This is a genomic window from Streptomyces sp. DF42 (assembly GCF_058267695.1).
The window spans coordinates 1196399-1219854 of sequence record NZ_CM177859.1 but is presented as its reverse complement, the minus strand read 5'-3'; the positions used below and the strand labels follow the sequence as shown (position 1 = coordinate 1219854).

Sequence of the window (23456 nt, the reverse complement as noted above, 5' to 3'; positions counted from 1 at the left end):
CGGTGTGCGAGCGGTGCGAGGGCGATGCCGAAGGGCATGAGCCACTCGGCGTTCTCCGCGCAGGTCACCCAGCCGTCATATAGGCGTCGCCTCGGCCATCAGCCGTACGCCCGCGCGGATCCGCGCGGGTGAGAGATGCGCGTATCCGAGCACCAGCCGCACGCCCCGCTCCCCGTCGTGCCCGCCACGCGCGTGCGTGTAGTCCGTCAGCGGGCGTACGGCGACGCCCGCCGCCGCCACGCGCGCGCGGAAGTCCTCCTGCGGGCCGTACCGGTGCGGGAGTTCGGCGATGACGTGCAGCCCCGCCGCGATCCCGGACACCTCCGCGCCCGGGAAGTGCTCCTCCAGCGCCGCCACGAGAGTGTCGCGCCGTTCGCGGTACGCGCGCTGGCAGCGGCGCAGCTGACGGTCGTAGTCGCCGCGCTCCACGAAACGGGCGAAAAGGGCCTGGTCGAGGGTGGGATGGCCGAGGTCCATGGTCCGTTTGCGCTCCACGACCTCGTCGGCCAGCGCCTGGGGCACGAGCAGCCAGCCCAGCCGCAGACCCGGGGCGAGAGACTTGCTGACCGAGCCCGTGTAGGCCACGTGCTCCGGGTCGAGCCCCTGCAGTGCGCCCACCGGGGCGCGGTCGTAGCGGAAGTCGCCGTCGTAGTCGTCCTCCAGGACGAGCCCGTCCACGGACCGTGCCCAGTCGAGCAGGTCGGTGCGGCGGCGCGCGGAGTACCCGATCCCGGTGGGGAACTGGTGGGAGGGCGTCGTCACGACGGCCCTCACGCCCGAGTCCCGCAGCGGCCCGACGGCGATCCCCTCGTCGTCCAGGGGCACGGGTACGGTCGTGACGCCGGCCGAGGCGTAGAGCGCGTCGTGCTGAGGGCTCCCGGGATCCTCCACGCCGACGGTGCGCAACCCGCGCGCGTGGAGCGCGAATCCGAGCAGTGTCGTCGCCTGCGCCACACCGGAGACGACCACGATCCGTTCCGGGTCCGCGACGACACCCCGGCGGCGGGCCAGCAGCTCCGCCAGCACGGTACGCAGCTGCGGCAGTCCGCGCGGGTCGGGATAGCCGAGGTCCTGGTGCGGCAGTTCCGCCAGGACCGCACGCTGCGCAGCGGCCCAGGCGGCGCGCGGGAACAGCGAGAGGTCCGGCGTGCCGGGCACGAAGTCGGCGCGCGCACCGGGGGAGCGCGGGGCGAGATCACGCGCGCGCGGGGGCGCGGCCCGCACGGCACCCCCCACCCAGGTGCCGGCACCTCGCCCGCTGCGCAGATAGCCCTCCGCCGTCAACTGCTCGTACGCCTCGGTGACCAGCCCCCGCGACACCCCCAGATCGGCGGCGAGATCACGGCTCGACGGCAGTCGGGTGCCCGGCGCCAGCCTCCCCGTCCGTACCGCCTCACGCAGCGCGGCCTGCAGCGAACGTCCACGCGTGCGTGCCGGCGCGGAGGCCGCGGGCAGGAGCAGCTCCCAGGCGGGTGATCCGCCGCGACCGGGATCCGTGCCTCGTGCCGGATCGGCGCTCCCGTCCCGATTGGTCTGCGATGGCGTCATGGAAATGGACCTTAAACCGGGCCGCCGTGCTCCCTAGCGTCGCTGCCATGAACGCCACCACCCCGCATGGAGCCCTTCTCGCCGCGCTCGCCTGTGTCCTCGTCGGCGGTTCCTTCACTGCGAACAGCGTCCTGGGCCACTACCCGTACGCGGGCGGTCAGTTCCTGCGCTACGGCCTCGCCTGTCTGCTCCTCCTCCCGTCGGCCGGCGCGGGAGCGACGGCACGGCTGCGGAGGCTCGCGCCCCGTCAGTGGCTCCGCCTCGCACTCCTCGCCGCCGTCGGCATGGTCGGCTTCAACCTGGCCGTGATCGCGGCCGAGCGTTCCGCCGAGCCGGCGGTGCCCGGCGTCCTCGTCGGATGCGCACCCGTGGTCGTGGCCGTCGTGGTCCCGGCGATCGAGGGCCGAACGCCCCGGCGCACGGTCCTGTACGGGGCGTTGCTGGTCGCCTTCGGGGCCTTCACGGTCCAGGGGTGGGGACGCACCGACGGCACCGGGATCGCCTTTTCCGCCTGCGCGCTGGCCGGCGAGGTCGGCTTCGCCGTACTCGCCGTTCCCGTTCTGCGCCCCCTGGGGCCCCGGCTGCTGTCGGCCACGGTGTGCGGTGTCGCGGCCGTCGAGTCCGCGGCGGCCGGGCTGCTCATGGACGGCACGGCGTGGCTGCGGCGCCCCGACACCACCGAGGCCGCCGCGCTGCTGTGGCAGGCGGCGGTCGTCACGGTCGTCGGCTTCGTGTGCTGGTACATGGCGATGCAGCGGATCGGCGCGGAGCGCGCCACGCTGTTCTCCGGCCTCATCCCGGTCGCCGCCGCCTGCACGGCGCCACTCGTCGGAACGGGCTCCTACGGGGCCGCCCAGGCCGTCGGCAGCGCGCTGGTCGGCGCCGGTGTCGCCCTCGGATCCGGCGCGTTGGCCCGCGGGCGGGCCCCGTCAGCGGCTGCCGTCGAGGATGACGCGGGCGACCAGCGCCGGGTCGTCGTTCATCGGGCAGTGCCCGCAGCCGGGCAGCCGCACCAGCCGGGCCCGGGGGATGAGCCGCTTGGCGCGCACCCCCTGACGGCGCACGAGCAGCATGTCCCGGGTGCCCCAGGCCACCGTGACCGGGATGCCGGGGAGGTCGTCGGTGAACCGGACGGTGCTGCCGGCCGTGAGAGTCGCGTCGAACCCCGTCGCCCGGGCCAGGGCCAGCGTCTCGGCGACCACGGCCTCGGGTGAACGGCGGCCCGGCCGGGCGTAGATGGTGCTCGTGAGCAGTGTCCGGCCGGCCGCCGAGCGTGACATCTGCCGCACCAGGGGCAGCGGCAGCCGGCGGGAGATCTGCCGCATCGTGAGCAGCACCCCGAAGGCGTAGCGCCGCTCGGCCTCCGACCAGAACCCGGCCGGGGACAGGGCGGTCACCGACCGCGCGAGCTTCTCGCGGCCGAGCTCCAGGGCGAGCAGACCGCCCAGCGAATTACCCGCCACATGCGGACGCTCAAGCTCCATGGCCTCGCAGAACGCGCTGAACACGGCCGTCGTCGTGGGCAGGTCGTAGGCGAGGCCGTCCGGCAGGGCCGGGGAGGCGCCGAATCCGGGCAGGTCCACGGCGATCACGTCGCGCTCGGTCGCGAGGATGTCCACCACCGGGTCCCAGGCCTGCCGGTGATGACCGATGCCGTGCAGCAGGAGCAGCGGTTCGCCGCCGCCCACGCGCGCGTAGGACACGGTCACGGGCTGTGGGCCACGGGGAGAGGGAACCTTGAAGGAGACGGTGGCGGACATGGGGGTGCTCCTCGTCTGGGGCTCGCCGGCGGACGCCGTGTAGACAGCTTGTCAGCAATTGCTACCGACGGGTAGCCCCCGGGCGGGGGCCACCTCGCAGCCGCACCGCCCTCAATGCCCCCTGCGCACCTCGATGTTGAACTCCGCGTGCCCGAGATTCCGGAAGAGGTCCAGCCACAACGGCAGCAGCATCTCCACGCTCCGCGCCGACCGGATGCCACCCAGGTCGAGCACCCGGTGCGGCTGCCACCCGAACTCCCCGAGCAGAGCACTGACCTGCTCCTTGGCGCTCGCGTCCGCACCGCACACGAAGATCTGGTGCTCGCCCGGCACCAGCGAGGGATCCACCATCACCTTGGAGTTGACGGTGTTGAGGGTCTTCACCACGCGTGCGTTCGGGAACGCGCGCTGGATCTGCTCGCCCACGCTGTCCGACTCGACGGGCGACAGCCTCAGCTCCCCGTCCTCGAACGCCATCGGGTTGGAGACGTCGATGACGACCTTCCCGTCGAGGTTCTCCGCCCCCGCCGCCTCCAGCGCCGTGAGCGCCACCCGGCCGCCGACGGCGACCACGACCACCTCGGCGGACGAGGCCGCCTCCGCGAACGTGCCGGCCTGTGCTCCCGTGCCGGCGCCGCGCGCCCACTCCAGGGCCGTGGGGTTGTCCTTCGAGCGGGACCCCAGAGTCACCTCGTGGCCCAGCTCCGCAAGCTTTCCGCCGAGCGTACGGCCGACCTCGCCCGTGCCCAGAACCGCGTACCGCATGGCCACCTCCGCAACTTTGGCCGCCGACCCCCGGCGGCCCGCGGGCCATTCTGCTCCGGGACACCCGGGACACATCGATTTCTCCTGGACATGTCCGGGCGCGTCGCATGGGATGGTGCCGTGACCACCGACACCGAAACCGACGTCTTCGAAGACCACCGCCCCGTCCTGATGGGCGTCGCCTACCGCATGCTCGGGCGGGTGGCCGACGCGGAGGACGTCGTCCAGGAGGCGTGGCTGCGCTGGTCCGGCGCCGACCGCGCCCAGGTGCGGGAACCGCGCGGCTATCTGGTGCGCATCACCACCCGCCTCGCCATCGACCGGCTGCGCCAGGTCAAGGCGCGCAACGAGGCGTACGTCGGGCCCTGGCTGCCCGAGCCGTACGTGACCGACTTCGGGGACACCGTCCCGGACACCGCCGAGCGCGCCGTGCTCGCCGACTCCGTCTCCCTGGCCGTCCTCGTCGTCCTGGAGTCGCTGTCGCCGCTGGAGCGGGCCGTGTTCGTGCTCAGGGAGGCCTTCGGCTACCCGTACGCGGACATCGCCGCCATGCTGGAGCGCGGTGAGGCGGCGGTGCGCCAGCTGGCCGGGCGGGCCCGCAAGCACGTCGAGGAGCGCCGGCCGCGCTACGAGGTCGACCCCGGCCGGCGTCGTGAGTTGACCGAGCGGTTCCTCGCCGCCGCCGGGGAGGGCGATCTGGAAGGCCTCATGGCGCTGCTCGCGCCCGATGTGCGCCTGGTGGGCGACAGCGGAGGCAAGTCCCGGGCACCGCTGCGGGTCCTGGAGAGCGCCGACAACGTGGGCCGCTTCCTCGTCGGGGTCGCCCAGAAGGGTGTGCCGGACCTGTCCTTCCGCTTCATGGAGATCAACGGCGGCCTCGCGGTCGTCGTCCTCTCCGGAGGCAAGCCCGACAGCGTCTTCCAGGTGGACGTCTTCGAGGGGCGCATCCAGGCGGTCTACATCATGCGCAACCCGGACAAGCTGCTGTCGCTGGCCGAGATCTAGGCGGCGAGGCCGGCCCCGTACGAACGCCGTGTGAACGCTGTGCGGCAGGTGCCCCGCGCCGTGCGTACGGGATCGAGGATTGGTCTTGACCAAGGGTTTGGGCCGCCCTATGGTCGCAGATAAGTGCAACAACCTTTAATAAACAAGGGCGCTAAAACGCCGCCGGACCACGGCGATTGCGGAGGACAGGGTGGGGACCACGCAGCTGGAATCGGTGCCGGAACCGAAGTACTGGCATCTCAAGACCGTGCTCAGTGAGGCATTGGACTCCGAGTTCTCCGTGGGCGAGATCCTGCCCAACGAGCGCGACCTGGCCGCCCGCTTCGGCGTCGCCCGCGCCACGCTCCGCCAGGCACTGGAACAGCTCGAACTGGAAGGCAGGCTGCAGCGCCGCCGCGGTGTCGGCACGACCGTCGCCCCGCCGCGTGTGGGCGTCGCCGTCGGCACGGAGCAGCACGGCTGGCCGGGAGCGGCCGGGGACGTGTGGCAGGCCGTCGACTGCACGGCGGCGGCCCCGCCCGCGGCAGTCGCCGCCGCGCTGGAGGCGGGCCCGGAGGAGACCGTGTACACGGTGCGCCGCTCCCGTGTGTCCCACGGCCAGCCCGTCGCCGCGGAGCTCCTCTACATCCCGGCGTCGTCGGTGCCCGACCTCTCCGCCATAGACGCGCCGTCCGGTCCGGCACGCGCGCGTGCGGTGCTGCGCGAGCTGCAGCGGCTGGAGCTGGAGGGTCAGGACAGCTCCGTGGAACTCGGCTCCGCACGCGCGGACGACGCCAAGGAACTGGACCGGCTGCCGGGGGCGCCCGTGCTCGTCGTCACCACCCGCTTCCTCGCCGACGGCCGCACCGCGGCCCTGTCCGTCGCCACCTACAGGGCGGACACCTGCCGCCTGACCTTCGGCGACTCGGGAGGCGTGGAGATCCACCAGGGACCCGAGCGCCAGGCGTCCTGACGCGCGTACACGTCACTCGTGCTGTGCCCCGGAGCCGCTCCGGGGCACAGCACGTTTGCGTGCCCCGGTCTCAGCGCCGCGCCGTCATCGTGCCCTCGACCGCGAACAGCTGCTCCTCCACGTGGTCCAGGGCCAGCCGGAGCGCGCCGGTCGCCACCGCGGCCTCGCCGAGGAGCGACAGGGTGACCTTCGGCGGGCGCAGACAGTAGCGTGCCAACTCGCGGCGCAGGGGCTCCAGTACGCCGTCCAGGCCGGCCGCCCAGCCGCCGATGACGACGAGTTCCGGGTCGAGGGCCAGGACCAGGGCGGCCACGTCGTGGACGAGCCGCTGGATGAAGCGGTCGACGGCCGCGCGGGCCCGCTGGTCTCCCTCCCGGGCCTGCGCGAAGACCTCGGCGACGGCCTGTTCGTCGAGCGGGTGCAGCGGCTCGTCGGTGGTGGACAGCAGCGTCTCGGGGGTCACCTCGCGGCCCAGCAGATGCAGCGCGCCGATCTCGCCGGCCGCCCCGCCGTACCCACGGTGCAACTGCCCGCCGATCAGCGAACCGGCCCCCGGGCTCAGCCCGGCCAGCACCATCACGACGTCGTCGGACTCGGTGGCCGCGCCCTTCCAGTGCTCCGCGACGGCCGCGGCGTTGGCGTCGTTCTCGACGAGCACCGGGCACTTGAAGGACCGGCTGAGCCGTTCGCCCAGACGCAGCCCCGTCCACTCGGGCAGCGCGGCGCACAGCCGCACGGTGCCGTCCGCCTCGACGATCCCGGGCGTGGCGACTCCCACCGCACGCAGCGAGCCGCGTGCGACCCCGGCCCGGCGCAGCAGTTCGGCCACCGCCGTGCGCAGCCGCTCCAGGCGCTCGTCGGCGAGAGCCGTCTCGTCGACGTCCTTGGCGACCGAGCCGAGCACCCGTCCGTCGAGGTCGGCGAGGAGCGCGGCAACGCGGTGGGGCCCGATGTCCAGGCCCAGCAGATGTCCGGCCTCGGCCCGGAACCGGAAGCGCCGCGCGGGCCGCCCCTGCCGCCGTACGACGCTCTCGTCGGCGGCCTTCTCGACGACGTAACCCACCTCGATGAGGCCCTCGACGACACCTTCCACGGTCGGCCGGGACAGCCCGGTCACCCGGGTGATCTCCGTCAGTGTCGCCGCGTCCGTGGCACGCAGCGCGTGCAGCACCACCGCGGAGTTGATCCTTCGCAGCAGCGAGGGGTCCCCGCCGGTCAGCTGCCCCAACGTCCCGTCCTCCCAGCTCGTGCGCGTGTTGGCCGGATCGTACCGGGTCGCTCCGCTGGGTAGTGCCGCTTGGCAGTGCCGCGCTGTGCCGTCTTTCGTCCGCGGCGCCGTCGTGGCCCGTCGCGCAGTTCCCCGCGCCCCCATCAGCCCGGGGCCACGAAGCCGGACTCGTACGCGGCGATCACGGCCTGGGTGCGATCACGCGCGCCGAGCTTCGCCAGTACGGCGCTGACGTGCGACTTCACCGTCTCCGTGCCGACGACCAGCCGGGCGGCGATCTCCGCGTTCGACAGCCCGCGGGCCATAAGGCGCAACACCTCGGCCTCCCGCTCGGTCAGCCGGGCCCGCTCCATCGCGTCCCGGGCCGCCCGGTTGCCGTCGCCCTCGCCGTACTCGGCGGCCAGCTGCCGCACGGAGGCCGGGAACAGCAGCGACTCGCCCTCGGCGACCAGCCGCACCGCGTGCACGATCTCGGCCGGGCGGGCGCGCTTCAGCAGGAACCCGTCGGCGCCGGCCCGCAGCGCCTCGTACACGTACTCGTCGTTCTCGAACGTCGTCACCACGAGGATCTTCGGCGGCTCGTCGACCGTCCGCAGCACCGCACGCGTGGCCTCGATGCCGTCCAGCAGCGGCATCCGTACGTCCATGGCGACCACGTCGGGCCGCAGCCGGCGGACGAGCGGGATCACCGCCGCCCCGTCGGCGGCCTCCCCGACGACCTCGATGTCGGGCTGCGCCTCCAGAACGGCCCGCAGACCGGCGCGTACGAGGGGCTCGTCGTCGACGAGGAGAACGGTGACCGGCATCCGGCCAGCGTAGATCAGCTCAACGGCAGCTCCACATGTACCTGCCAGTCGCCCTCGTCCGGCCCGGTTCGCGCGCGGCCGCCCAGCAGGGCCGCGCGCTCGCGTATGCCGCGCAGCCCGCTGCCCCGGCCGGGCCCCGGTATGTCGGCGGTCAGCGGATTGCGGACCTCCAGGGTGAGGGCGGCGTCCGTGACCTTGACACGGACGCGGACGGGGACGGCTCCCGCGTGCCGCAGCACATTGGTCAGCGCTTCCTGGAGGATGCGGTAGCCCTCACGGGAGACCGGTCCGGGGATCGACTCCAGGGGACCGGACACGTCCGAGTCGACCTTCGCGCCCGACGCGCGCGCGGACTCCAGGAGACGGTCCGCCTCCACCAGCGTCGGACGGCTGCTCACCGGCCGCTCCGACTCCCGCAGCACGCCGAGGACCCGCTCCAGGTCCTCCAGCGCGGCCCGCCCGGTGTCCTCGATGGCGGCCAGGGCCCGGTCGGTGAAGGCCGGGTCGCCCGCCGCGCGGGCCGCACCCGCCTGCACCACGGCCACCGTCAGCGCGTGACCGATCGAGTCGTGCAGTTCACGGGCGATCCGGTTGCGCTCCAGAAGCTGCTCCGTGCGCTCCTCCAAGGCTGCGAGGCGTTCGGCGGCGGACGGGCCGAGGAGGCGGCGCGCGACGGCGGTGACCAGCTCACCCAGGCCGACGACGACCCCGTACAGCGCGACGAGCGGAACCGGCACCAACAGCCAGTACGCCCAGTGCGGTCGAGCCTCGCGCAGGAGCGGGACGGCAGCGCCCGGGGTGTGTCCGAGCGAGATCCGGGCCAGCTCGTAGGCCAGATCGGGCAGCCATACACAGCTCGCCGTGGCCACCGCGCCCAGGGTCATGCGCAGCTCGAGCCACAGCACGGTGCGCAGCCGGTCCCGCCAAGTCGCCGCCGGGCGCACGGAGATGCCCGAGTCCTGCTCACTCGGTGTCAGCAGCAGCCGCGCCTGCACCCCTTCGCCCAACCGCACCGCCGGGACGAACCCGACCGGCACGAGCACGGCCGCGGGCACCCACCAGGTCGCCATGTCGATGAAGAGCCACACGCTGACGATGAGCATCGGCACCCACAGGTGCAGCAGCCGCGTGTATGTCGTCCCCCGGAGCAACGGGCGCAGAAGGCGGGCCATTTCGTCATCGTGCCAGCCGCCACTGACAACCGGCTTCCCCCGCGTGGGGGAGAGGATCTCCACCCGTGGGGGAGGAGATCACCGCACCCGGGCGGCGACGCTGCTGCCATGACCAGAATCGACGTCGACAACCTCACCAAGGAGTACGGCACCCGGCGGGCCGTGGACCACCTCACCTTCACCGTCCACCCCGGCAAGGTCACCGGCTTCCTCGGCCCCAACGGCGCCGGAAAGTCCACCACCATGCGCCTCGTGCTCGGCCTCGACCGGCCGACCTCCGGCACCGCCAAGGTCGGCGGCCGCGCCTACGCCACGCTCCGCGAACCGCTGCGCCACGTCGGCGCCCTGCTCGACGCGGACGCCGCGCACGGCTCCCGTACCGGCCGGGACCAACTGCGCGTACTGGCCGCGAGCAACCGCATCCCGCGGCGCCGGGTGGACGACGTGCTGGCGCAGGCCGGGCTGTCGTCGGTGGCGCGCCGACGAGTGAAGACGTACTCCCTCGGCATGCGCCAGCGCCTCGGGATCGCCGCCGCACTGCTGGGCGACCCCGAGGTGGTCATGCTCGACGAACCCTCCAACGGCCTCGACCCCGAAGGCATCGTCTGGATCCGCGCGTTGCTGCGCCGGCTCGCGGGCGAGGGGCGCACCGTGCTGGTCTCCAGCCACCTCATGAACGAGACCGCGTCCTTCGCCGACCATCTGGTGGTCCTGGGACGTGGACGTCTGCTGGCCGACACCCCGATGCGGGAGTTCATCGACGCGCGCGTGCAGCCACGCGTGCGGATCCGGACGACCGACGCCACCGCTCTCAAGAGCGTCCTGGCACGGCACGGACACGACGCGGTGGAGCACGTGGACGGGCACTGGATCGTGGACCACGCACGCGTGGACGACATCGGGCGCCTCGTCTCCGCCGCCGGCGTGCCCGTCCTCGAACTCGCCGCGGAGGAAGGCACGTTGGAGCAGGCCTATCTGGACCTCACCGGCGCAGAGACCGAGTTCACCGCACAGCCCCAGGAGGCCTGACCATGGAATTCACGCCCGTACTCCACGCGGAGTGGCTCAAGATCCGTACCCTGCGGTCGCTCGTCGGCGGCCTCGCCGCAGTGCTGCTCGCCACCACCCTGTTCTCCACCCTCGCCGGCGCTGGCGCCGACAGCGACGGAGCGGACTTCGACCCGCTGTTCTCCGTCTTCTTCGGCGTCAACTTCGGGCAGATCGCGGCGATCGCGTTCGGAACGGCCGCGGTGTCGTCCGAGTTCCGGGGCGGCGCGCTGCGCGTCAGCCTGGCCGCGGTGCCGCGGCGCGGGCGGTGGTTCGCGGCCAAGGCGGTGGCGATCGCCGTACCCGTGCTGGTGGTCGGGCTGGTCACCGGTGCTGTGAGTCTGGCCGTCGGCAGTGCCGTCCTCGGGGTGAAGGCCGACGGGCTGAGCCGGAGCGAGGAACTGCGTGCAGTCGTCGGCTGCGGGATCTATCTGACGCTGATGGCGCTGCTCGCGGCGGGACTTACGGCTGTCCTGCGCAGTGGCGTCGCCACTCTGAGCATCCTCATCCCGTTCCTGCTCATCGTCTCCTTCGTCATCGGCGACATGTCCGGTTCCGCCGCGGACGTCCTGCCGGACCGGGCGGGCCAGGTGGCACTCCACGAGACCTGGACCGGCATGCTCGGACCGTGGACAGGGCTTGCGGTGACGGGGCTGTGGGCGGGGGGCACGCTGCTGGCCGGGGCGTGGAGCGTGCGGCGCCGGGATGCCTGACACCTCACCAATTGTCAGTGCCGGCCGGTTTACTGGACCACATGAACATCGCACGGCACATCGCCCGCATCGAAGAGCTGTGCTTCCGCCCCTTTCCGGCGGAGCAGGGGTACCACATCGCGGAGTTAGAGAGCAGTCATGGCCTCAGAGGCGGCGACAGCGCGGAGCGAGCGGTGACGGTGGACCAGTACGAGAAGGTCCGGGACGCCATCTACGAGGAACTGGCGCCGCGCTGGGGTGAAACCGCTGCCTGGAACCTGCAGACGGTCCTGCTGCGCACCGAGCGCGAGGAGATACCGGAGCCGTGGGCCGCTCTCAGCGCACGCGCGCGCGCGGCCTACGGCTGGGAGGTGGTGGGGACCGGTCGCTGGGCCGCCGTGGCCGTCGCCGACCGGGACGAGGCGGACGAAGTCCAGCTCGTCGCCGTGGTCACCGAGACAGACCCGCCCTGACCCGCAACCGCGCGAACTCCTCCGCCATCGTCTCAGCCGTCCAATGCGCGTTCAGCCCGCTCGGATTCGGCAGCACCCACACCTGCGTCTCCCCGATCGTCCGCTCCTGCGGCCCCACCTGAGCCTTGCGGTCGTCGAAGGCCGCCCGGTAGGCGGTCACCCCCGCCACGGCCAGCCAGCGCGGCCGCAGTCGTGCCACCTTCAGCGCCAGCTGCCGCCCGCCCTCGCGGTACTCCTGCGCACTCAGCTCGTCGGCCCGTGCGCTCGCCCTCGCCACCACGTTCGTGATCCCGAGCCCGTAAGACAGCAACGCGCCCTGTTCCGACGGCTTCAACAGCCTGGGCGTGAAGCCGGACAGGTGCAGCACGGGCCAGAAGCGGTTGCCCGGCCGGGCGAAGTGGTGGCCCGTCGCCGCCGTCATCAACCCCGGGTTGATGCCGCAGAACAGCACACCGAGACCGTCCGCGACCACGTCCGGTACGAGGCGGTCGCGGGCGGCCTCCAGTTCGGCCTGGGTGAAGCGGGTCAGAGGATCGCCCCCGGGGTGTACCCCGCGGCCTCCGGGTGCTGCTTCACGATCTCCTCGATGCGGCCGACGACCGCGGCGACCTGGTCGGCCGCGGCACCGGTGAAGGACAGCTTGTCGGCCATCAAAGCGTCGAGCTGGGCACGGTCGAGAGGGATGCGCTCGTCGGCGGCGAGCTTGTCGAGGAGTTCGTTGCGCTCGGCGCCCTGCTCGCGCATCGCGAGCGCGGAGGCGACGGCGTTCTCCTTGATGGCCTCGTGCGCGAGTTCACGCCCGACGCCCGCGCGCACCGCGCCCATCAGCACCTTGGTCGTGGCGAGGAAGGGAAGGTAGCGGTCCAGTTCACGCGCGACCACCGCCGGGAAGGCGCCGAACTCGTCGAGCACCGTCAGGAACGTCTCCAGCAGACCGTCCAGAGCGAAGAACGCGTCCGGGAGAGCCACTCGGCGTACCACCGAGCAGGACACGTCGCCCTCGTTCCACTGGTCGCCGGCCAGCTCGCCGGTCATCGACGCGTAGCCGCGCAGGATGACCATCAGGCCGTTGACGCGCTCACACGACCGCGTGTTCATCTTGTGCGGCATCGCGGAGGAGCCGACCTGGCCCGGCTTGAAGCCCTCGGTCACCAGCTCGTGCCCGGCCATCAGCCGGATCGTCTTGGCGAGCGAGGACGGGGCGGCTGCCAGCTGCACCAGCGCGGTCACGACCTCGTAGTCCAGCGAGCGCGGGTAGACCTGGCCGACCGAGGTGAAGGCCTGCGAGAAGCCCAGGTGCCGGGCGATCCGGTTCTCCAGGTCGGCGAGCTTGCCCGCGTCCCCGCCCAGCAGGTCCAGCATGTCCTGCGCCGTGCCGACCGGGCCCTTGATGCCGCGCAGCGGGTAGCGCCCGAGCAGCTCCTCGACCCGGCCGTATGCCACGAGCAACTCGTCGGCGGCGGTCGCGAAGCGCTTGCCCAGCGTCGTCGCCTGCGCGGCCACGTTGTGGGAGCGGCCGGCCATGACCAGCTCGCCGTACTCGCCCGCGAGCTTGCCAAGGCGTGCCAGGACGGCCACCGTGCGGTCGCGCACCAGCTCCAGCGAGAGCCGGATCTGCAGCTGCTCGACGTTCTCGGTGAGGTCGCGGGAGGTCATGCCCTTGTGCACGTGCTCGTGCCCGGCGAGATCGTTGAACTCCTCGATCCGCGCCTTCACGTCGTGCCGAGTGACCTTCTCGCGCTCGGCGACGGAGGCCAGGTCGACGGTGTCGAGGACACGCTCGTAGTCGGCGATCGCCGCGTCCGGCACCTCGATCCCGAGGTCCTTCTGGGCCCGCAGCACGGCGAGCCAGAGCTGCCGCTCCAGCTTCACCTTCTGCTCGGGCGACCAGAGCGTGGCGAGCTCGGCGGAGGCGTAGCGTCCGGCGAGGACGTTCGGGATGCGGGGCTTGGCGGGCGCAGAAGTCACGTGTACGGATTCTACTGGCGATTCGTGCAGGCCAGCGCCACAGGCGTCTTTGGCGGAACCTACGAGTCCTGCGTCACGCCAGAGGTTCGGTGGCCGGATGGTTCCAGCCCCTGTCCGTCCCGTCCCTGGGGCTGCTGCCCCGGACCCCCGCCTCGGCCCTGAACGGGCCTTGTCCTCAAACGCCGGACGGGCTGGAAACAGCCCCTCCGGCGTTCGAGGAGCGGGGGTCAGGGGGGCGGAGCCCCAGGGACGGACGGGTAGGGGCGGCGGGGGCGAAACGCCTCGAAGGGCCCCCGGTCGGCAATCTCCTACGCCGTCGGCTCCTCGTACGGGAGCAACTCGGGACGCTTCGGCGGCAGGCCGTCGCCGGAGGAGCGGCCCGTCAGCCGGCGGCCGATCCACGGCAGCAGGTGCTGCCGGGCGAAGCGGACGTCCGCAACCCGTCGCGCGGCCCAGCCCGGAGGCGTGGTCGCCGCCATGGGCGTGTGCCACTCGGCGTCCTCGGGGTCGTAACCGAGCGTCTGCCAGACCGCCTCGGCGACCCTGCGGTGCCCCTCGGCCGTCAGGTGCAGCCGGTCGACGTCCCACATGCGCGGGTCGGAGAGCGAGGCAGCCCCGTACAGGTCGACGACCACCGCGCCGTGCTGTGCGGCGAGCTCGTCGATGGTGGCGAACACCTCCTCCATGCGCGGCCGGAAGCGCTGCTGGACCGGTCCCTCGCGGCCCGGGCTGCGCATCAGCACCAGCTGTGTGCAGGACGGGGCCAGGCGCTCGACGGCCTCGGTGAGCAGATCCCGTACCCGTCCCATGTCGCACTTGGGACGCAGGGTGTCGTTGAGCCCGCCGACCAGCGTGATCACGTCGGGGCGCATGGCCGCCGCCACGTCGACCTGCTCGTCGACGATCTGTCTGATCAGCTTGCCGCGCACCGCGAGGTTCGCGTACCGGAAGCCGGGGGAGACGGCGGCCATCCGCCCGGCGAGGAGATCGGCCCAGCCCCGGTAGGAGCCGTCGGGAAGCAGGTCCGACATGCCCTCGGTGAAGGAGTCGCCGACCGCGACCAGGCTGGTGTGTGTGGGGTTCGTCTGCATGGCGGAAAAGATGGTAACCCGGTTCCATACCCATCGGTCGGTCGGCCCGGTCGTCTCGTCCGAGGGCTCACGCCCGCTGCCCGAACAGCTCCTGCAGCACGTCCTCCATGGTCACCAGTCCGGACAGCCGGCCGTCGTCGCCGAGCACGGCCGCCAGGTGGGTACGGCTGCCCCGCATCGCGGTGAGCACGTCGTCCAGCGGTGTGTTCTCCCGGACGCGTGCGATGGCCCGCATGTCCCGCACCCGGAACGGCACGTCCCTCGGAGAGGCGTCCAGCGCGTCCTTGACGTGCAGGTAGCCGACGATGCGGCGGCCCTCGTCCACCACCGGGAAACGGGAGAAGCCCGACTCGGCCGAAAGCCGCTCCAGCTCCTCCGGCGTCACGCCCACGCGCGCGTGGACGACGCTCTCCTGCGGGAGCGCCACGTCGCGCACCGGGCGCCGGCCCAGTTCCAGCGCGTCGTTCAGCCGCTCCCGCGCGCGGTCGTCGATCAGGCCCGCCTCGCCCGAGTCCCGCACGATCCGGGCGAGCTCGGCGTCCGAGAAGGTGGCCGCGACCTCGTCCTTGGTCTCCACCCGCAGCAGCTTCAGCAGGGTGTTCGCGAAGGCGTTGACCGTGAAGATCACCGGTCGCAGCGCCCGGGCCAGGGTGACCAGCGGCGGACCGAGCAGCAGCGCGCTGCGCACCGGCTCCGCCAGGGCGATGTTCTTCGGCACCATCTCGCCGAGCAGCATGTGCAGATACGTCGCCAGGGCCAGCGCGATCACGAAGGACACCGCGTGCCCGGCACCGGTCGGCACGCCCACGGCGTGGAACACCGGCTCCAGCAGATGAGCGATCGCCGGTTCCGCGACGACACCCAGCACCAGCGTGCACAGCGTGATGCCGAGCTGCGCGGCCGCCAACAGCGCGGACACGTGCTGCAGACCCCACAGCACGCTCTTCGCCCGCCGGTCGCCCTCCTCCGCATACGGTTCGATCTGCGAACGCCTGACGGAGATCAGCGCGAACTCGGCGCCGACGAAGAAGGCGTTGACGACGAGGGTCGCAAAGCCGATCAGCAGTTGCACGGCGGTCATCGGGCGTCCCCCTGCTCGTCCATCGTGTGGTCCCGGGCGTCCGCGCCGTCCAGTGGTGCGTGCATCAGCACCCGCGCGGCCCGGCGCCCCGCGGCGTCCACGACATCGAGCCGCCAGTCGGCGACCTCCACGCGGTCACCCACGGCCGGGATACGGCCCAGCTCCGCCGCGACGAGACCGGCCAGCGTCTCGTACGGTCCCTCGGGCGCCCTCAGCCCCACGCGCGCGAGCTGGTCCATCCGCGCCGAACCGTCGGCCGAGTACAGCGAGCGGCCCTCGTCGTCACTGCCCGCGGGAGCCAGATCGGGCGTCTCGTGCGGATCGTGCTCGTCCCGCACCTCGCCGACGACCTCCTCGACGATGTCCTCCAGCGTGGCCACGCCCGCCGTGCCGCCGTACTCGTCGATGACGACGGCCATGGTGCGCTTGCCGGAGAGCCGGTCGAGCAGCCGGTCGACGGTGAGGGACTCCGGGACGAGAAGCGGCTCGCGCATCACGTCGGAGACACGGGTGCGGGTGCGGCGTTCGACCGGTATCGCCAGGACGTCCTTGATGTGCGCGGTGCCCACGACCGAGTCGAGGTTGCCGCGGTAGACCGGGAACCGGGACAGCCCGGTCGCCCGGGTCGCGTTCGCCACGTCCTCGCAGGTCGCCTGCACCTCCAGGGCGATGACCTGGACGCGGGGCGTCATCACGTTCTCCGCGGTCAGGTCGGCGAGGTTCAGCGTCCGTACGAACAGCTCGGCGGTGTCCGCCTCCAGGGCGCCCTCCCTGGCGGAGTGCCGGGCCAGCGCCGCCAGCTCCTTGGGGCCGCGCGCGGAGGCCAACTCCTCGGTGGGCTCCAGGCCGAAGCGTCGCACCACACGGTTCGCGGTGTTGTTGAGGTGGCTGATGAAGGGGCGGAAGGCCGCGCTGAACAGGCGCTGCGCGTTGCCCACCCGCTTGGCGACGGCCAGCGGCGAGGAGATCGCCCAGTTCTTGGGCACCAGCTCGCCGACGACCATCAGGAACACGGTCGACAGGGCCGTACCGAGCACCAGGGCGAGGGAACTCGCCACTGAGTGCGAGATGCCGAGCGCCTCAAGGGGACCCGCGATCAACTTCGCGATCGACGGCTCGGAGAGCATGCCGACGACCAGGTTGGTGACAGTGATGCCGAGCTGGGCGCCGGAGAGCTGGAACGTCAGACTCCGCACGGCCTTCAGGGCGCCCGAAGCGCCCCGCTCGCCGCGCTCCGCCGCCCGCTCCAGCGCGCCCCGCTCGACCGTGGTCAGCGAGAACTCGGCCGCGACGAAAGCGCCACAGGCCAGCGACAGCAGGATCGCCACCAGCAGGAGGAGCACTTCGGTCATCGGGTCACCTCCGTCCCATCGTCGGACAGGGGCGGATGGATCGCGCGACGTCGGGTACTGCGTGCACTACTGGGAGGCTCGCCCATGGGCGGACGCTCACACCTTTCATTGGAGGACCGTAACCGTCCCCCAATAGTAAAGGAACGGCAAAGGTGGTCAGTGGGTGAGGTGCTTCACCCAGCGCCGCCATTGGTCCTCGGGCGCGTACCCGGCCGCCCGCCAGGCATGCTGCCCGGTCTCGTTGCGCGCCAGCACCATCGCGTCCCCGCGTCGCCCACCGAGCCGTACGAACCGCTCCTCGGCCGCGGCCAGCAGCGCCGAACCGATCCCCTGCCGCCGACGCTCCGGGTCCACAGCGAGGCGGTACAGATGGCAGCGCCACCCGTCGAAGCCGGCGATCACCGTCCCGACCAGCTCCCCGTCGCGCTCGGCCAGGATCAGGGCCTCGGGGTCGCGCGCGACCAGCCGCTCCACGCCCGCCCGGTCGTCACTGATGCTCGTCCCCTCGGCGGCCGTCTTCCAGAAGGCGAGGACGGTGTCGAGGTCGGTGGACTCCGCGGCCCGTATGCGCAGATCAGTCATGGGGCGATCCCATCACGCACGCCCCTGCCGGACCTCGAATTCCAGCATCCGGACGGTCAGCGGCCGCCGAGTTCCGCGACGACCGGAGCGAAGGCCTCCATGTACGGCTCCAGGACCGTCAGATACGAGAAGCCGTACCGCTCCCGCTGGGCCGGCACCTGGGCGACGATCCGGTCCACTGTGCCGACCAGCAGGATCGGCAGCTCCAGCGCCTGCTCCACGGTGGCTCCCGGCACCCGCTCCACGAGCGGCCGGACGCTGCCGCACGGTCGTCGGCGACGGCCACCAGGCCGGCACCGAAGCGGAACGGATGCGGCACGAACTCTCCTCACCGGCAAGCGACTTGAGAACGTGCCCCGATTCCCTCACTCGTGCGCGATGGCCGCCAGCACATTCATGCGGGATGCACGCAACGCCGGCAGCAGCGCCGCCACGATGCCCACCACCGCCGAACCGACCACCACCGCGGCGATCGTGGTCCACGGGATCGCGAGCGCCTTCATGCCCTGCAGCGCCAGCACCTGCTGGATGCACACGCCCCAGATCAGGCCCAGTGCGAGGCCCAGCACCGCGCCGAACACCGCGATCACCACCGACTCCAGCCGGATCATCCGGCGCAACTGCCGCCGGGCGAGCCCGATGGCCCGCAGCAGCCCGATCTCCCGAGTGCGCTCCACGACCGACAGGGCGAGGGTGTTGACGACACCGAGCACCGCGATGATGATCGCCAGCCCGAGCAGCGCATACACGAGATAGAGCAGTACGGCGATCTGGTCGTGCACCAGCTTCTTGTAGTCGGCCTGGTCGCGGACCTGGACCTGGGGGTACGGGTCGAGCGTCTTCTCCAGGCGGGAGCGCAACTGGTCGGCGCTGGTGCCGGGGGCGGCGTTGACGTAGAGCGCGGAGTCCTGGCCGCCGGGGACGTACTTCTCGATCGTCGAGAGGCCGACGAAGAGTCCGCCCTGCATGCCGAACCCGTTGGCGCCGCCCTGGTCGGTGAGGGCGGCGACCTTGAGGGTGGTCTTCCGTCCGGCGGGGAACTCGACCGGGATCGTGCTGCCGATCCGGACGTGGTGGTCCTTCGCGAACTCGACGTCCATGGCGATGTTGCCGTCCGCGAGCGCCGCCGCCGTGTTTCCGGCCGCGTACGTCACGTGTGCGACGTCGTCGACCCCGTCGCCGTAGCCCGCGGCGGTCGTCTTGACGCGCTTGCCGTCCGGCAGCCGTACGGCAAGCGGGGTGAACCGCTGCCGCACCACGTCCCCCACGCCCTGCGTGTCGCGCACCTTGTCGGTGACCTCCCGGGAGAACGGCACGAAGTTGCTGTTCTGGACGATGAAGTCGGCGCCGAGGGTCTTGTCGATCTGCTGGTCGAAGGATTTGGACATGGAGGCGCTGGCCACCGACATGCCGCCGACCAGGGCCAGGCCCACCATGAGGGCGGCCGCGGTGGCACCCGTGCGGCGCGGGTTGCGCAGCGCGTTGCGCTGGCTCATGCGGCCGACCGGGCCGAACAGGGCGGGGAAGGCTCCGCCGAGGACCCGGATGACGGGGCGGACGAGAATCGGGCCCGCGATCACGGTCGCGATCAGCGTCAGGACGACGCCGAGCCCCAGCAGGGAGGCCGCGGAGGCCGTCTTCGACGCGGTGGCACAGCCGACGAGCGCTGCCGCGCCGAGCACTCCGACCACCGCGCCCACGATCGCCCGCGTCCGCAACGGCCGCCCCACACCGGCGATCTCGGCGTCCGCGAGCGCGGCCATGGGCGAGACGCCCGCCGCGCGCCGGGCCGGAAGGTACGCCGCGACGAAGGTGACGCCGACCCCGACGACGTACGCCGCCACCGGGGTGCCCCAACCGACCACCATCTCCGCCGTCTTGAGGTTCATGCCGAACGTGCCCATGAGTTTGATCAGCCCGGCCGCGAGCCCGATGCCCGCGGCAAGACCCAGCGTCGAACCGACCAGGCCGAGCAGAAGCGCCTCGGTGAGCACGGACCGCCGCACCTGGCGCCGGTCCGCGCCGAGCGCCCTGAGCAGTCCGAGTTCACGGGTGCGCTGGGCGATCAGCATGGAGAACGTGTTGACGATCAGGAAGACGCCGACCAGGACGGCGATCCCGGCGAAGCCGAGCATCACGTACTTGATGACGTCGAGGAATCCGCCGAGGTCCTGCGCCGCCGACTTGGCCTGCTCGTCGGCGGTCCTGATGTCGTAGCCGCGGGTGCCGACCGCGGCGGTGACCCGGCTCTTGAGCGTCGCGTCGCTCACGCCCTTGGCCGCGTCGACCGAGATGCCGGTGGCCTTGCCCGCCGAGCCGAGCAGTTGTGTCGGGGCCGTCTTCGGGTCGAGGAAGACCAGGGCCGCACCCGGGTTGGTCGTGGTGAAGGTGGCGATGCCGACGATCTCGACCTTGAAGCTGCCCGGCTGGGCCAGCACGGTCAGGGTGTCGCCGATCCGCACGTGCTTCTTGTCGGCGGTGTCGGCGTCCAGGAGCGCCTCGCCACGGCCGTGCGGGGCGTGCCCCGAGGTCAGCCTCACCGGGCTGCGTGCGGTCAGGTACCAGTCGGAGGCGATGGTGGGCGCGCCGGTGGTCGGCCCGACCGACTTGTTCCTGCTGTCGACGACGGTGATGTTCTGGACGCTCACGTCCGGGTGCGCCGACGCGACCCCGGCGACCTTCGCCACCCGGGCGGCGAGCGAGGCGGGCACGGTGTCGACCGCCCCCGTCGGCACCTGCGACTTGAGGTCCTCCTTCGGCTCCACCGTCACATCGGCGGAGGTGGAGGCGAACAGCCGGTCGAAGGTCCGGGTGACCGTGTCGGAGAAGATCAGGCTGCCCGCGACGAACGCCACGGACAGAACGATCGCCAGCGCGGAGAGCAGCAGCCGCCCCTTGTGGGCGAGGAAGCTGCGGAGCGTTGCCTTCAGCACGGTTCAGTCCTTGTCGAAGGTGTCGAGGGTGCCGAAGGTGTCGAGGGGCACGTCGGCACCGGTCACGCCGTCGGAGGGTGCGCCGTCGCCCTCGAACTTGCTGCGGATCACGTCGAACCGCTTCATCCGCTCCAGCACCTCCTCCGCCGACGGCTGCTCCATCTCGTCGACGATGCGCCCGTCCCCGAGGAAGAGCACCAGGTCGGAGTGGGCGGCGGCGCCGGGGTCGTGGGTGACCATCACCACGGTCTGACCCAACTGGTCGACTGCGTCCCGCAGGAAGCCGAGGACCTCGAGGCCGGCCCGGGAGTCGAGGTTGCCGGTCGGCTCGTCGGCGAAGATCAGCTCGGGTCGGGAGGCAAGCGCCCGCGCACAGGCCACGCGTTGCTGCTGACCGCCGGACAGCTGGGCGGGCCGGTGCTTCAGCCGGTCGCGCAGCCCCAGCGTGTCGATGACCTGGTCCAGCCACTTCTCGTCGGGTTTCTTGCCCGCGATGTCCATGGGCAGGGTGATGTTCTCGGCCGCGTTCAGCGTCGGGATGAGGTTGAACGACTGGAACATGAAGCCGATCCGGTCGCGGCGAAGACGCGTCAGCTCGCGGTCCTTCAGCCCGGTGATCTCGGTGTCGCCGAGCCACACCTGGCCGGCCGACACCGTGTCGAGGCCCGCCAGGCAGTGCATCAGCGTGGACTTCCCGGAACCCGAGGGCCCCATGACCGCGGTGAAGCGGCCGCGCGCGATGTCGACGTCCACCGAGTCGAGGGCCAGCACGGTTGTCTCGCCCGAGCCGTACGCCTTGGTCAGACCGCGGGCGCGGGCCGCGATCCCGTCGGCCGACGCATGGCCCCGGGTGTGCTCCGCAGCAGGTGTGGACAAGGTGCCTCCTCGCTGACGTGGACGTACGGACTCCTTCGTCCCGGCCGAGCGTAATGTGATCCGGCGCACAGTCGAAATCCTCCGTGAGTGCGGGCGGGTCTCCACCCCAGGTCGTGCCCCTGATGCCGGTGTAAGGGGCATCCTCCACCCGTGGGTGGGCTCTTGTCGGTGCTAGCGTCTTGGTGCTAGCTTCTGGGTATGGCGAAGACCCAGTTGAACGTACGAGTGGACGAAGGCACCGCCCGCGCCGCCCGCGAGCGTGCGCTGGCCCGCGGCGTGAGCGTCAATCGCTACATAGAAGAGCTGGTCAGACAGGACACCGGCGAGGTGGGCCACACGTTCGTCGAGGCCGCCGCCGACTTCATGAAGCAGTACGAGGCCGTCTTCGCGGAGGAACTCGACACGGACCGCGAGGCCGGGCGCGGCGAAGGTCGTCACTGATCCCTTGAGTCATCTCAGAATCGACCTCGCCTGGCTCCTCATGCTCGCCGAACAGAACACGCCCGGGGACCCCCAGGTCACCGACTGGGGTGCCCTGGTCGCCGCGGTCGCGCGCCACGAGGCGGAGATATTCGACGTCCCCGTCTACGACAGCCCGCACGCGCGTGCCGCCTCGCTGCTCCAGCTCCTCCTCCATGTCCCGGCACTGGAGCGCTCGAACGCGCTGTTCGCCTCCGCCGTCGCGTACGCCTACCTGGTCGCCAGCGGCCTCAAGGTCACCACCTCGCCCGTGCAGGTCCGCGAACTGGCCCGCCTGGTCAAGGGCGGCGAGGCCTCGGTGTACGACATCGCGGCCGAGTTGCGGCAGTGGACGGTGTGATCGGACGGCCGTGATCACTACTTCGCGGCCGGGCCCCCGGCATCGCCATCGGCATCCCTGACCTCAGGCCGCCACGCCGTGCCGAGCACGCAGTACGAGGTGGGCAGCTTCGGCCCCGTCTCCGGCATCAGTACCCGCCGGTAGGGGCCGAGTTCGAATCCGGCGTCCCGCAGCGCGGCGATCGGGTCGCGGGCCAGATGGCAGCCGCCGTTGAGCGGCGGCCACAGCGTGCGGTCCAGGGCGCGCTGGGTGAAGGTCATCGCCGGCCCGCCGCCCCGGCCGTGCTCGAAGAACCGTACGACTCCACCGGGCCGCAGCACACGCCGTAGCTCGGCCAGCGCCCGCGGCACGTCCCGCACGCTGCACAGCACCAGCGAGACCACCGCCGCGTCGAAGGCCTCGCTCTTGACGGGCAGTGCCTCCGCGGCTGCCGGTACGACGTCCACGGGTACCTGGGAGCGCAGCGCGGCCTCGACGGCCAACTGCCGCAGCCGGCGCTCCGGTTCGAGCGCGACGACCTCCGAGACCGTGCCCGGATAGTGCGCGAAGTTCAGGCCGTTGCCCGCGCCGATCTCGATGACCCGCCCGGACAGCCCGGACAGGAGCCGGTCGCGGACGGCGCCCATGCCCATCCGGGTCTCGGCGCTCACGCTGACCCGGGCGTAGAACCGGGCGAACAGCGGGTGGTGCACGGGATCCCGCGCCACTTTGGTGGCACCGGGTGACCACAGCGGCATGAGGACCTCCCTGACAGGATGTTCCTTGACGCGATTGTCCCCCGTACGGGCCCCTCACACCCCCGCTGTGGGGACCGGTTGCGCCTGTCCGGCGACGCGGCGGACCTCCGGGTGGCGCGGCGAAGCGCCCGTCAGCAGATGCGAGGTGTCGGAGCGTCCGCGCAGATGTATGCGCCCGGTGAGTGGAGGCGCACCGGCGGCGACGCCGGTCCGGCGCGGAGTCCGCGCTGTGTGGCGCCGGCAGCACGAAGTCGTCCGGCGCTCCGCCGTAGGAGGCCCTCAGAGCACGCTCGGAGCCCGGCGGCAGCCATGGCAGCATCGGCCGTGGACGTTCTCGGCCGGACAGGTCACGGTCACCTTGAGCTCGCGCGGCTGCTCCATGTCCGACCACGGTCGGTTCTCGACGGGGCGACCAGATACAACTCCACCGCGCCCACCGGCGCCGGCCCGGTCGGCACGGCGAGGTGGAGGGGGGCGATACCGGCCTTCGGCACGACGGACGGTCTCCGCGTGGGAGCGGCGGCGGCCGGTGATGCGGCGACGTCGGCGACGTCGGCGAGGCCACCGG

General features: G+C 72.0%; 23 protein-coding genes and 1 pseudogene. 8 read left to right on the top strand and 16 right to left on the bottom strand.

Going from position 1 to position 23456, the window contains the following annotated elements:
• Nucleotides 1-75 precede the first annotated feature (75 nt).
• A complete protein-coding gene (gene pdxR / locus ACYUED_RS05625) occupies nucleotides 76-1548 on the bottom strand; it encodes a MocR-like pyridoxine biosynthesis transcription factor PdxR (protein WP_491291210.1) in 1473 nt (490 codons plus the stop codon).
• On the opposite strand from pdxR, the pseudogene ACYUED_RS05620 reads away from it, so the two are divergent.
• Nucleotides 1539-2384, top strand: a pseudogene (locus tag ACYUED_RS05620) (DMT family transporter); the annotation flags it as partial. The gene pdxR and the pseudogene ACYUED_RS05620 overlap by 10 nt on opposite strands.
• A 93-nt stretch (nucleotides 2385-2477) precedes the next feature.
• Here ACYUED_RS05620 and ACYUED_RS05615 read toward each other — a convergent pair.
• On the bottom strand, nucleotides 2478-3308 hold the full coding sequence (locus ACYUED_RS05615; protein ID WP_491291209.1) for an alpha/beta fold hydrolase: 831 nt from the start codon (nucleotides 3306-3308) through the stop codon (nucleotides 2478-2480).
• A gap of 111 nt (nucleotides 3309-3419) precedes the next feature.
• Entirely contained in the window at nucleotides 3420-4073 is a 654-nt protein-coding gene (locus tag ACYUED_RS05610; RefSeq protein WP_491291208.1) for an NADPH-dependent F420 reductase, read from the bottom strand.
• A gap of 120 nt (nucleotides 4074-4193) precedes the next feature.
• Here ACYUED_RS05610 and ACYUED_RS05605 point away from each other — a divergent pair, with 120 nt between their 5' ends.
• Both ACYUED_RS05605 and ACYUED_RS05600 read left to right on the top strand, forming a co-directional pair.
• Nucleotides 4194-5078, top strand: a complete 885-nt coding sequence (locus ACYUED_RS05605; protein WP_491291207.1) for an RNA polymerase sigma-70 factor — start codon at nucleotides 4194-4196, stop codon at nucleotides 5076-5078.
• Between the two features lie 190 nt (nucleotides 5079-5268).
• On the top strand, nucleotides 5269-6030 hold the full coding sequence (locus tag ACYUED_RS05600; protein ID WP_491291206.1) for a GntR family transcriptional regulator: 762 nt from the start codon (nucleotides 5269-5271) through the stop codon (nucleotides 6028-6030).
• Nucleotides 6031-6100: 70 nt separating this feature from the next.
• On the opposite strand, the gene ACYUED_RS05595 is transcribed toward ACYUED_RS05600, so the two are convergent.
• From ACYUED_RS05595 to ACYUED_RS05585, 3 genes are all read right to left on the bottom strand, one after another.
• Nucleotides 6101-7258: an ROK family protein gene (locus ACYUED_RS05595; protein ID WP_491291205.1), complete on the bottom strand. Its 1158-nt coding sequence runs from the start codon at nucleotides 7256-7258 to the stop codon at nucleotides 6101-6103.
• A gap of 143 nt (nucleotides 7259-7401) precedes the next feature.
• The gene (locus ACYUED_RS05590; RefSeq protein ID WP_491291204.1) at nucleotides 7402-8064 is read right to left on the bottom strand and encodes a response regulator transcription factor; all 663 of its coding nucleotides are present in this window, start codon (nucleotides 8062-8064) and stop codon (nucleotides 7402-7404) included.
• Nucleotides 8065-8078: 14 nt separating this feature from the next.
• A complete protein-coding gene (locus ACYUED_RS05585; RefSeq protein WP_491291203.1) occupies nucleotides 8079-9236 on the bottom strand; it encodes a sensor histidine kinase in 1158 nt (385 codons plus the stop codon).
• Between the two features lie 108 nt (nucleotides 9237-9344).
• Between ACYUED_RS05585 and ACYUED_RS05580 the strand changes: the two genes are divergently transcribed.
• Genes ACYUED_RS05580 through ACYUED_RS05570 form a run of 3 tightly spaced genes read left to right on the top strand, consistent with a single transcriptional unit; the run spans nucleotide 9345 to nucleotide 11448 of the window.
• On the top strand, nucleotides 9345-10265 hold the full coding sequence (locus ACYUED_RS05580) for an ABC transporter ATP-binding protein (protein WP_491291202.1): 921 nt from the start codon (nucleotides 9345-9347) through the stop codon (nucleotides 10263-10265).
• Nucleotides 10266-10267: 2 nt separating this feature from the next.
• Nucleotides 10268-10996, top strand: a complete 729-nt coding sequence (locus tag ACYUED_RS05575) for an ABC-2 transporter permease (protein ID WP_491291201.1) — start codon at nucleotides 10268-10270, stop codon at nucleotides 10994-10996.
• A gap of 41 nt (nucleotides 10997-11037) precedes the next feature.
• A complete protein-coding gene (locus ACYUED_RS05570) occupies nucleotides 11038-11448 on the top strand; it encodes a hypothetical protein (RefSeq protein WP_491291200.1) in 411 nt (136 codons plus the stop codon).
• Here the strand turns inward: ACYUED_RS05570 and mug are convergent.
• From mug to ACYUED_RS05525, 9 genes are all read right to left on the bottom strand, one after another.
• Nucleotides 11426-11977, bottom strand: a complete 552-nt coding sequence (gene mug / locus ACYUED_RS05565; RefSeq protein WP_491294146.1) for a G/U mismatch-specific DNA glycosylase — start codon at nucleotides 11975-11977, stop codon at nucleotides 11426-11428. The genes ACYUED_RS05570 and mug overlap by 23 nt on opposite strands.
• Nucleotides 11974-13416 carry an adenylosuccinate lyase gene (gene purB / locus ACYUED_RS05560; protein WP_491291199.1) on the bottom strand — a complete coding sequence of 481 codons (1443 nt, stop codon included), beginning with the start codon at nucleotides 13414-13416 and terminating at the stop codon, nucleotides 11974-11976. The genes mug and purB overlap by 4 nt, the downstream gene beginning before the upstream one ends.
• 308 nt (nucleotides 13417-13724) lie before the next feature.
• Nucleotides 13725-14507, bottom strand: coding sequence for an SGNH/GDSL hydrolase family protein (locus ACYUED_RS05555; RefSeq protein WP_491291198.1), 783 nt, complete (start codon nucleotides 14505-14507; stop codon nucleotides 13725-13727).
• A 67-nt stretch (nucleotides 14508-14574) separates the two neighbouring features.
• The gene (locus ACYUED_RS05550; protein ID WP_491291197.1) at nucleotides 14575-15588 is read right to left on the bottom strand and encodes a hemolysin family protein; all 1014 of its coding nucleotides are present in this window, start codon (nucleotides 15586-15588) and stop codon (nucleotides 14575-14577) included.
• Nucleotides 15585-16940 carry a hemolysin family protein gene (locus ACYUED_RS05545; protein WP_491291196.1) on the bottom strand — a complete coding sequence of 452 codons (1356 nt, stop codon included), beginning with the start codon at nucleotides 16938-16940 and terminating at the stop codon, nucleotides 15585-15587. Before ACYUED_RS05545 ends, ACYUED_RS05550 begins: the two co-directional genes overlap by 4 nt.
• A 156-nt stretch (nucleotides 16941-17096) precedes the next feature.
• The gene (locus ACYUED_RS05540) at nucleotides 17097-17522 is read right to left on the bottom strand and encodes a GNAT family N-acetyltransferase (protein WP_491291195.1); all 426 of its coding nucleotides are present in this window, start codon (nucleotides 17520-17522) and stop codon (nucleotides 17097-17099) included.
• A gap of 56 nt (nucleotides 17523-17578) precedes the next feature.
• Nucleotides 17579-17758, bottom strand: a complete 180-nt coding sequence (locus ACYUED_RS05535) for a hypothetical protein (RefSeq protein ID WP_491291194.1) — start codon at nucleotides 17756-17758, stop codon at nucleotides 17579-17581.
• Nucleotides 17759-17887: 129 nt separating this feature from the next.
• A complete protein-coding gene (locus ACYUED_RS05530) occupies nucleotides 17888-20455 on the bottom strand; it encodes an ABC transporter permease (RefSeq protein ID WP_491291193.1) in 2568 nt (855 codons plus the stop codon).
• 3 nt (nucleotides 20456-20458) lie between these two features.
• Nucleotides 20459-21331, bottom strand: a complete 873-nt coding sequence (locus tag ACYUED_RS05525; protein WP_491291192.1) for an ABC transporter ATP-binding protein — start codon at nucleotides 21329-21331, stop codon at nucleotides 20459-20461.
• Nucleotides 21332-21529: 198 nt separating this feature from the next.
• Here ACYUED_RS05525 and ACYUED_RS05520 point away from each other — a divergent pair, with 198 nt between their 5' ends.
• Nucleotides 21530-21772 (top strand): toxin-antitoxin system HicB family antitoxin, encoded by a 243-nt coding sequence (locus tag ACYUED_RS05520; protein ID WP_266795275.1) that lies wholly within the window; start codon nucleotides 21530-21532, stop codon nucleotides 21770-21772.
• A gap of 4 nt (nucleotides 21773-21776) precedes the next feature.
• Nucleotides 21777-22151 carry a fic family toxin-antitoxin system, toxin component gene (locus ACYUED_RS05515; RefSeq protein ID WP_491291191.1) on the top strand — a complete coding sequence of 125 codons (375 nt, stop codon included), beginning with the start codon at nucleotides 21777-21779 and terminating at the stop codon, nucleotides 22149-22151.
• Nucleotides 22152-22168: 17 nt separating this feature from the next.
• On the opposite strand, the gene ACYUED_RS05510 is transcribed toward ACYUED_RS05515, so the two are convergent.
• Nucleotides 22169-22888, bottom strand: a complete 720-nt coding sequence (locus ACYUED_RS05510; RefSeq protein ID WP_491291190.1) for a class I SAM-dependent methyltransferase — start codon at nucleotides 22886-22888, stop codon at nucleotides 22169-22171.
• Nucleotides 22889-23456: the final 568 nt, after the last annotated feature.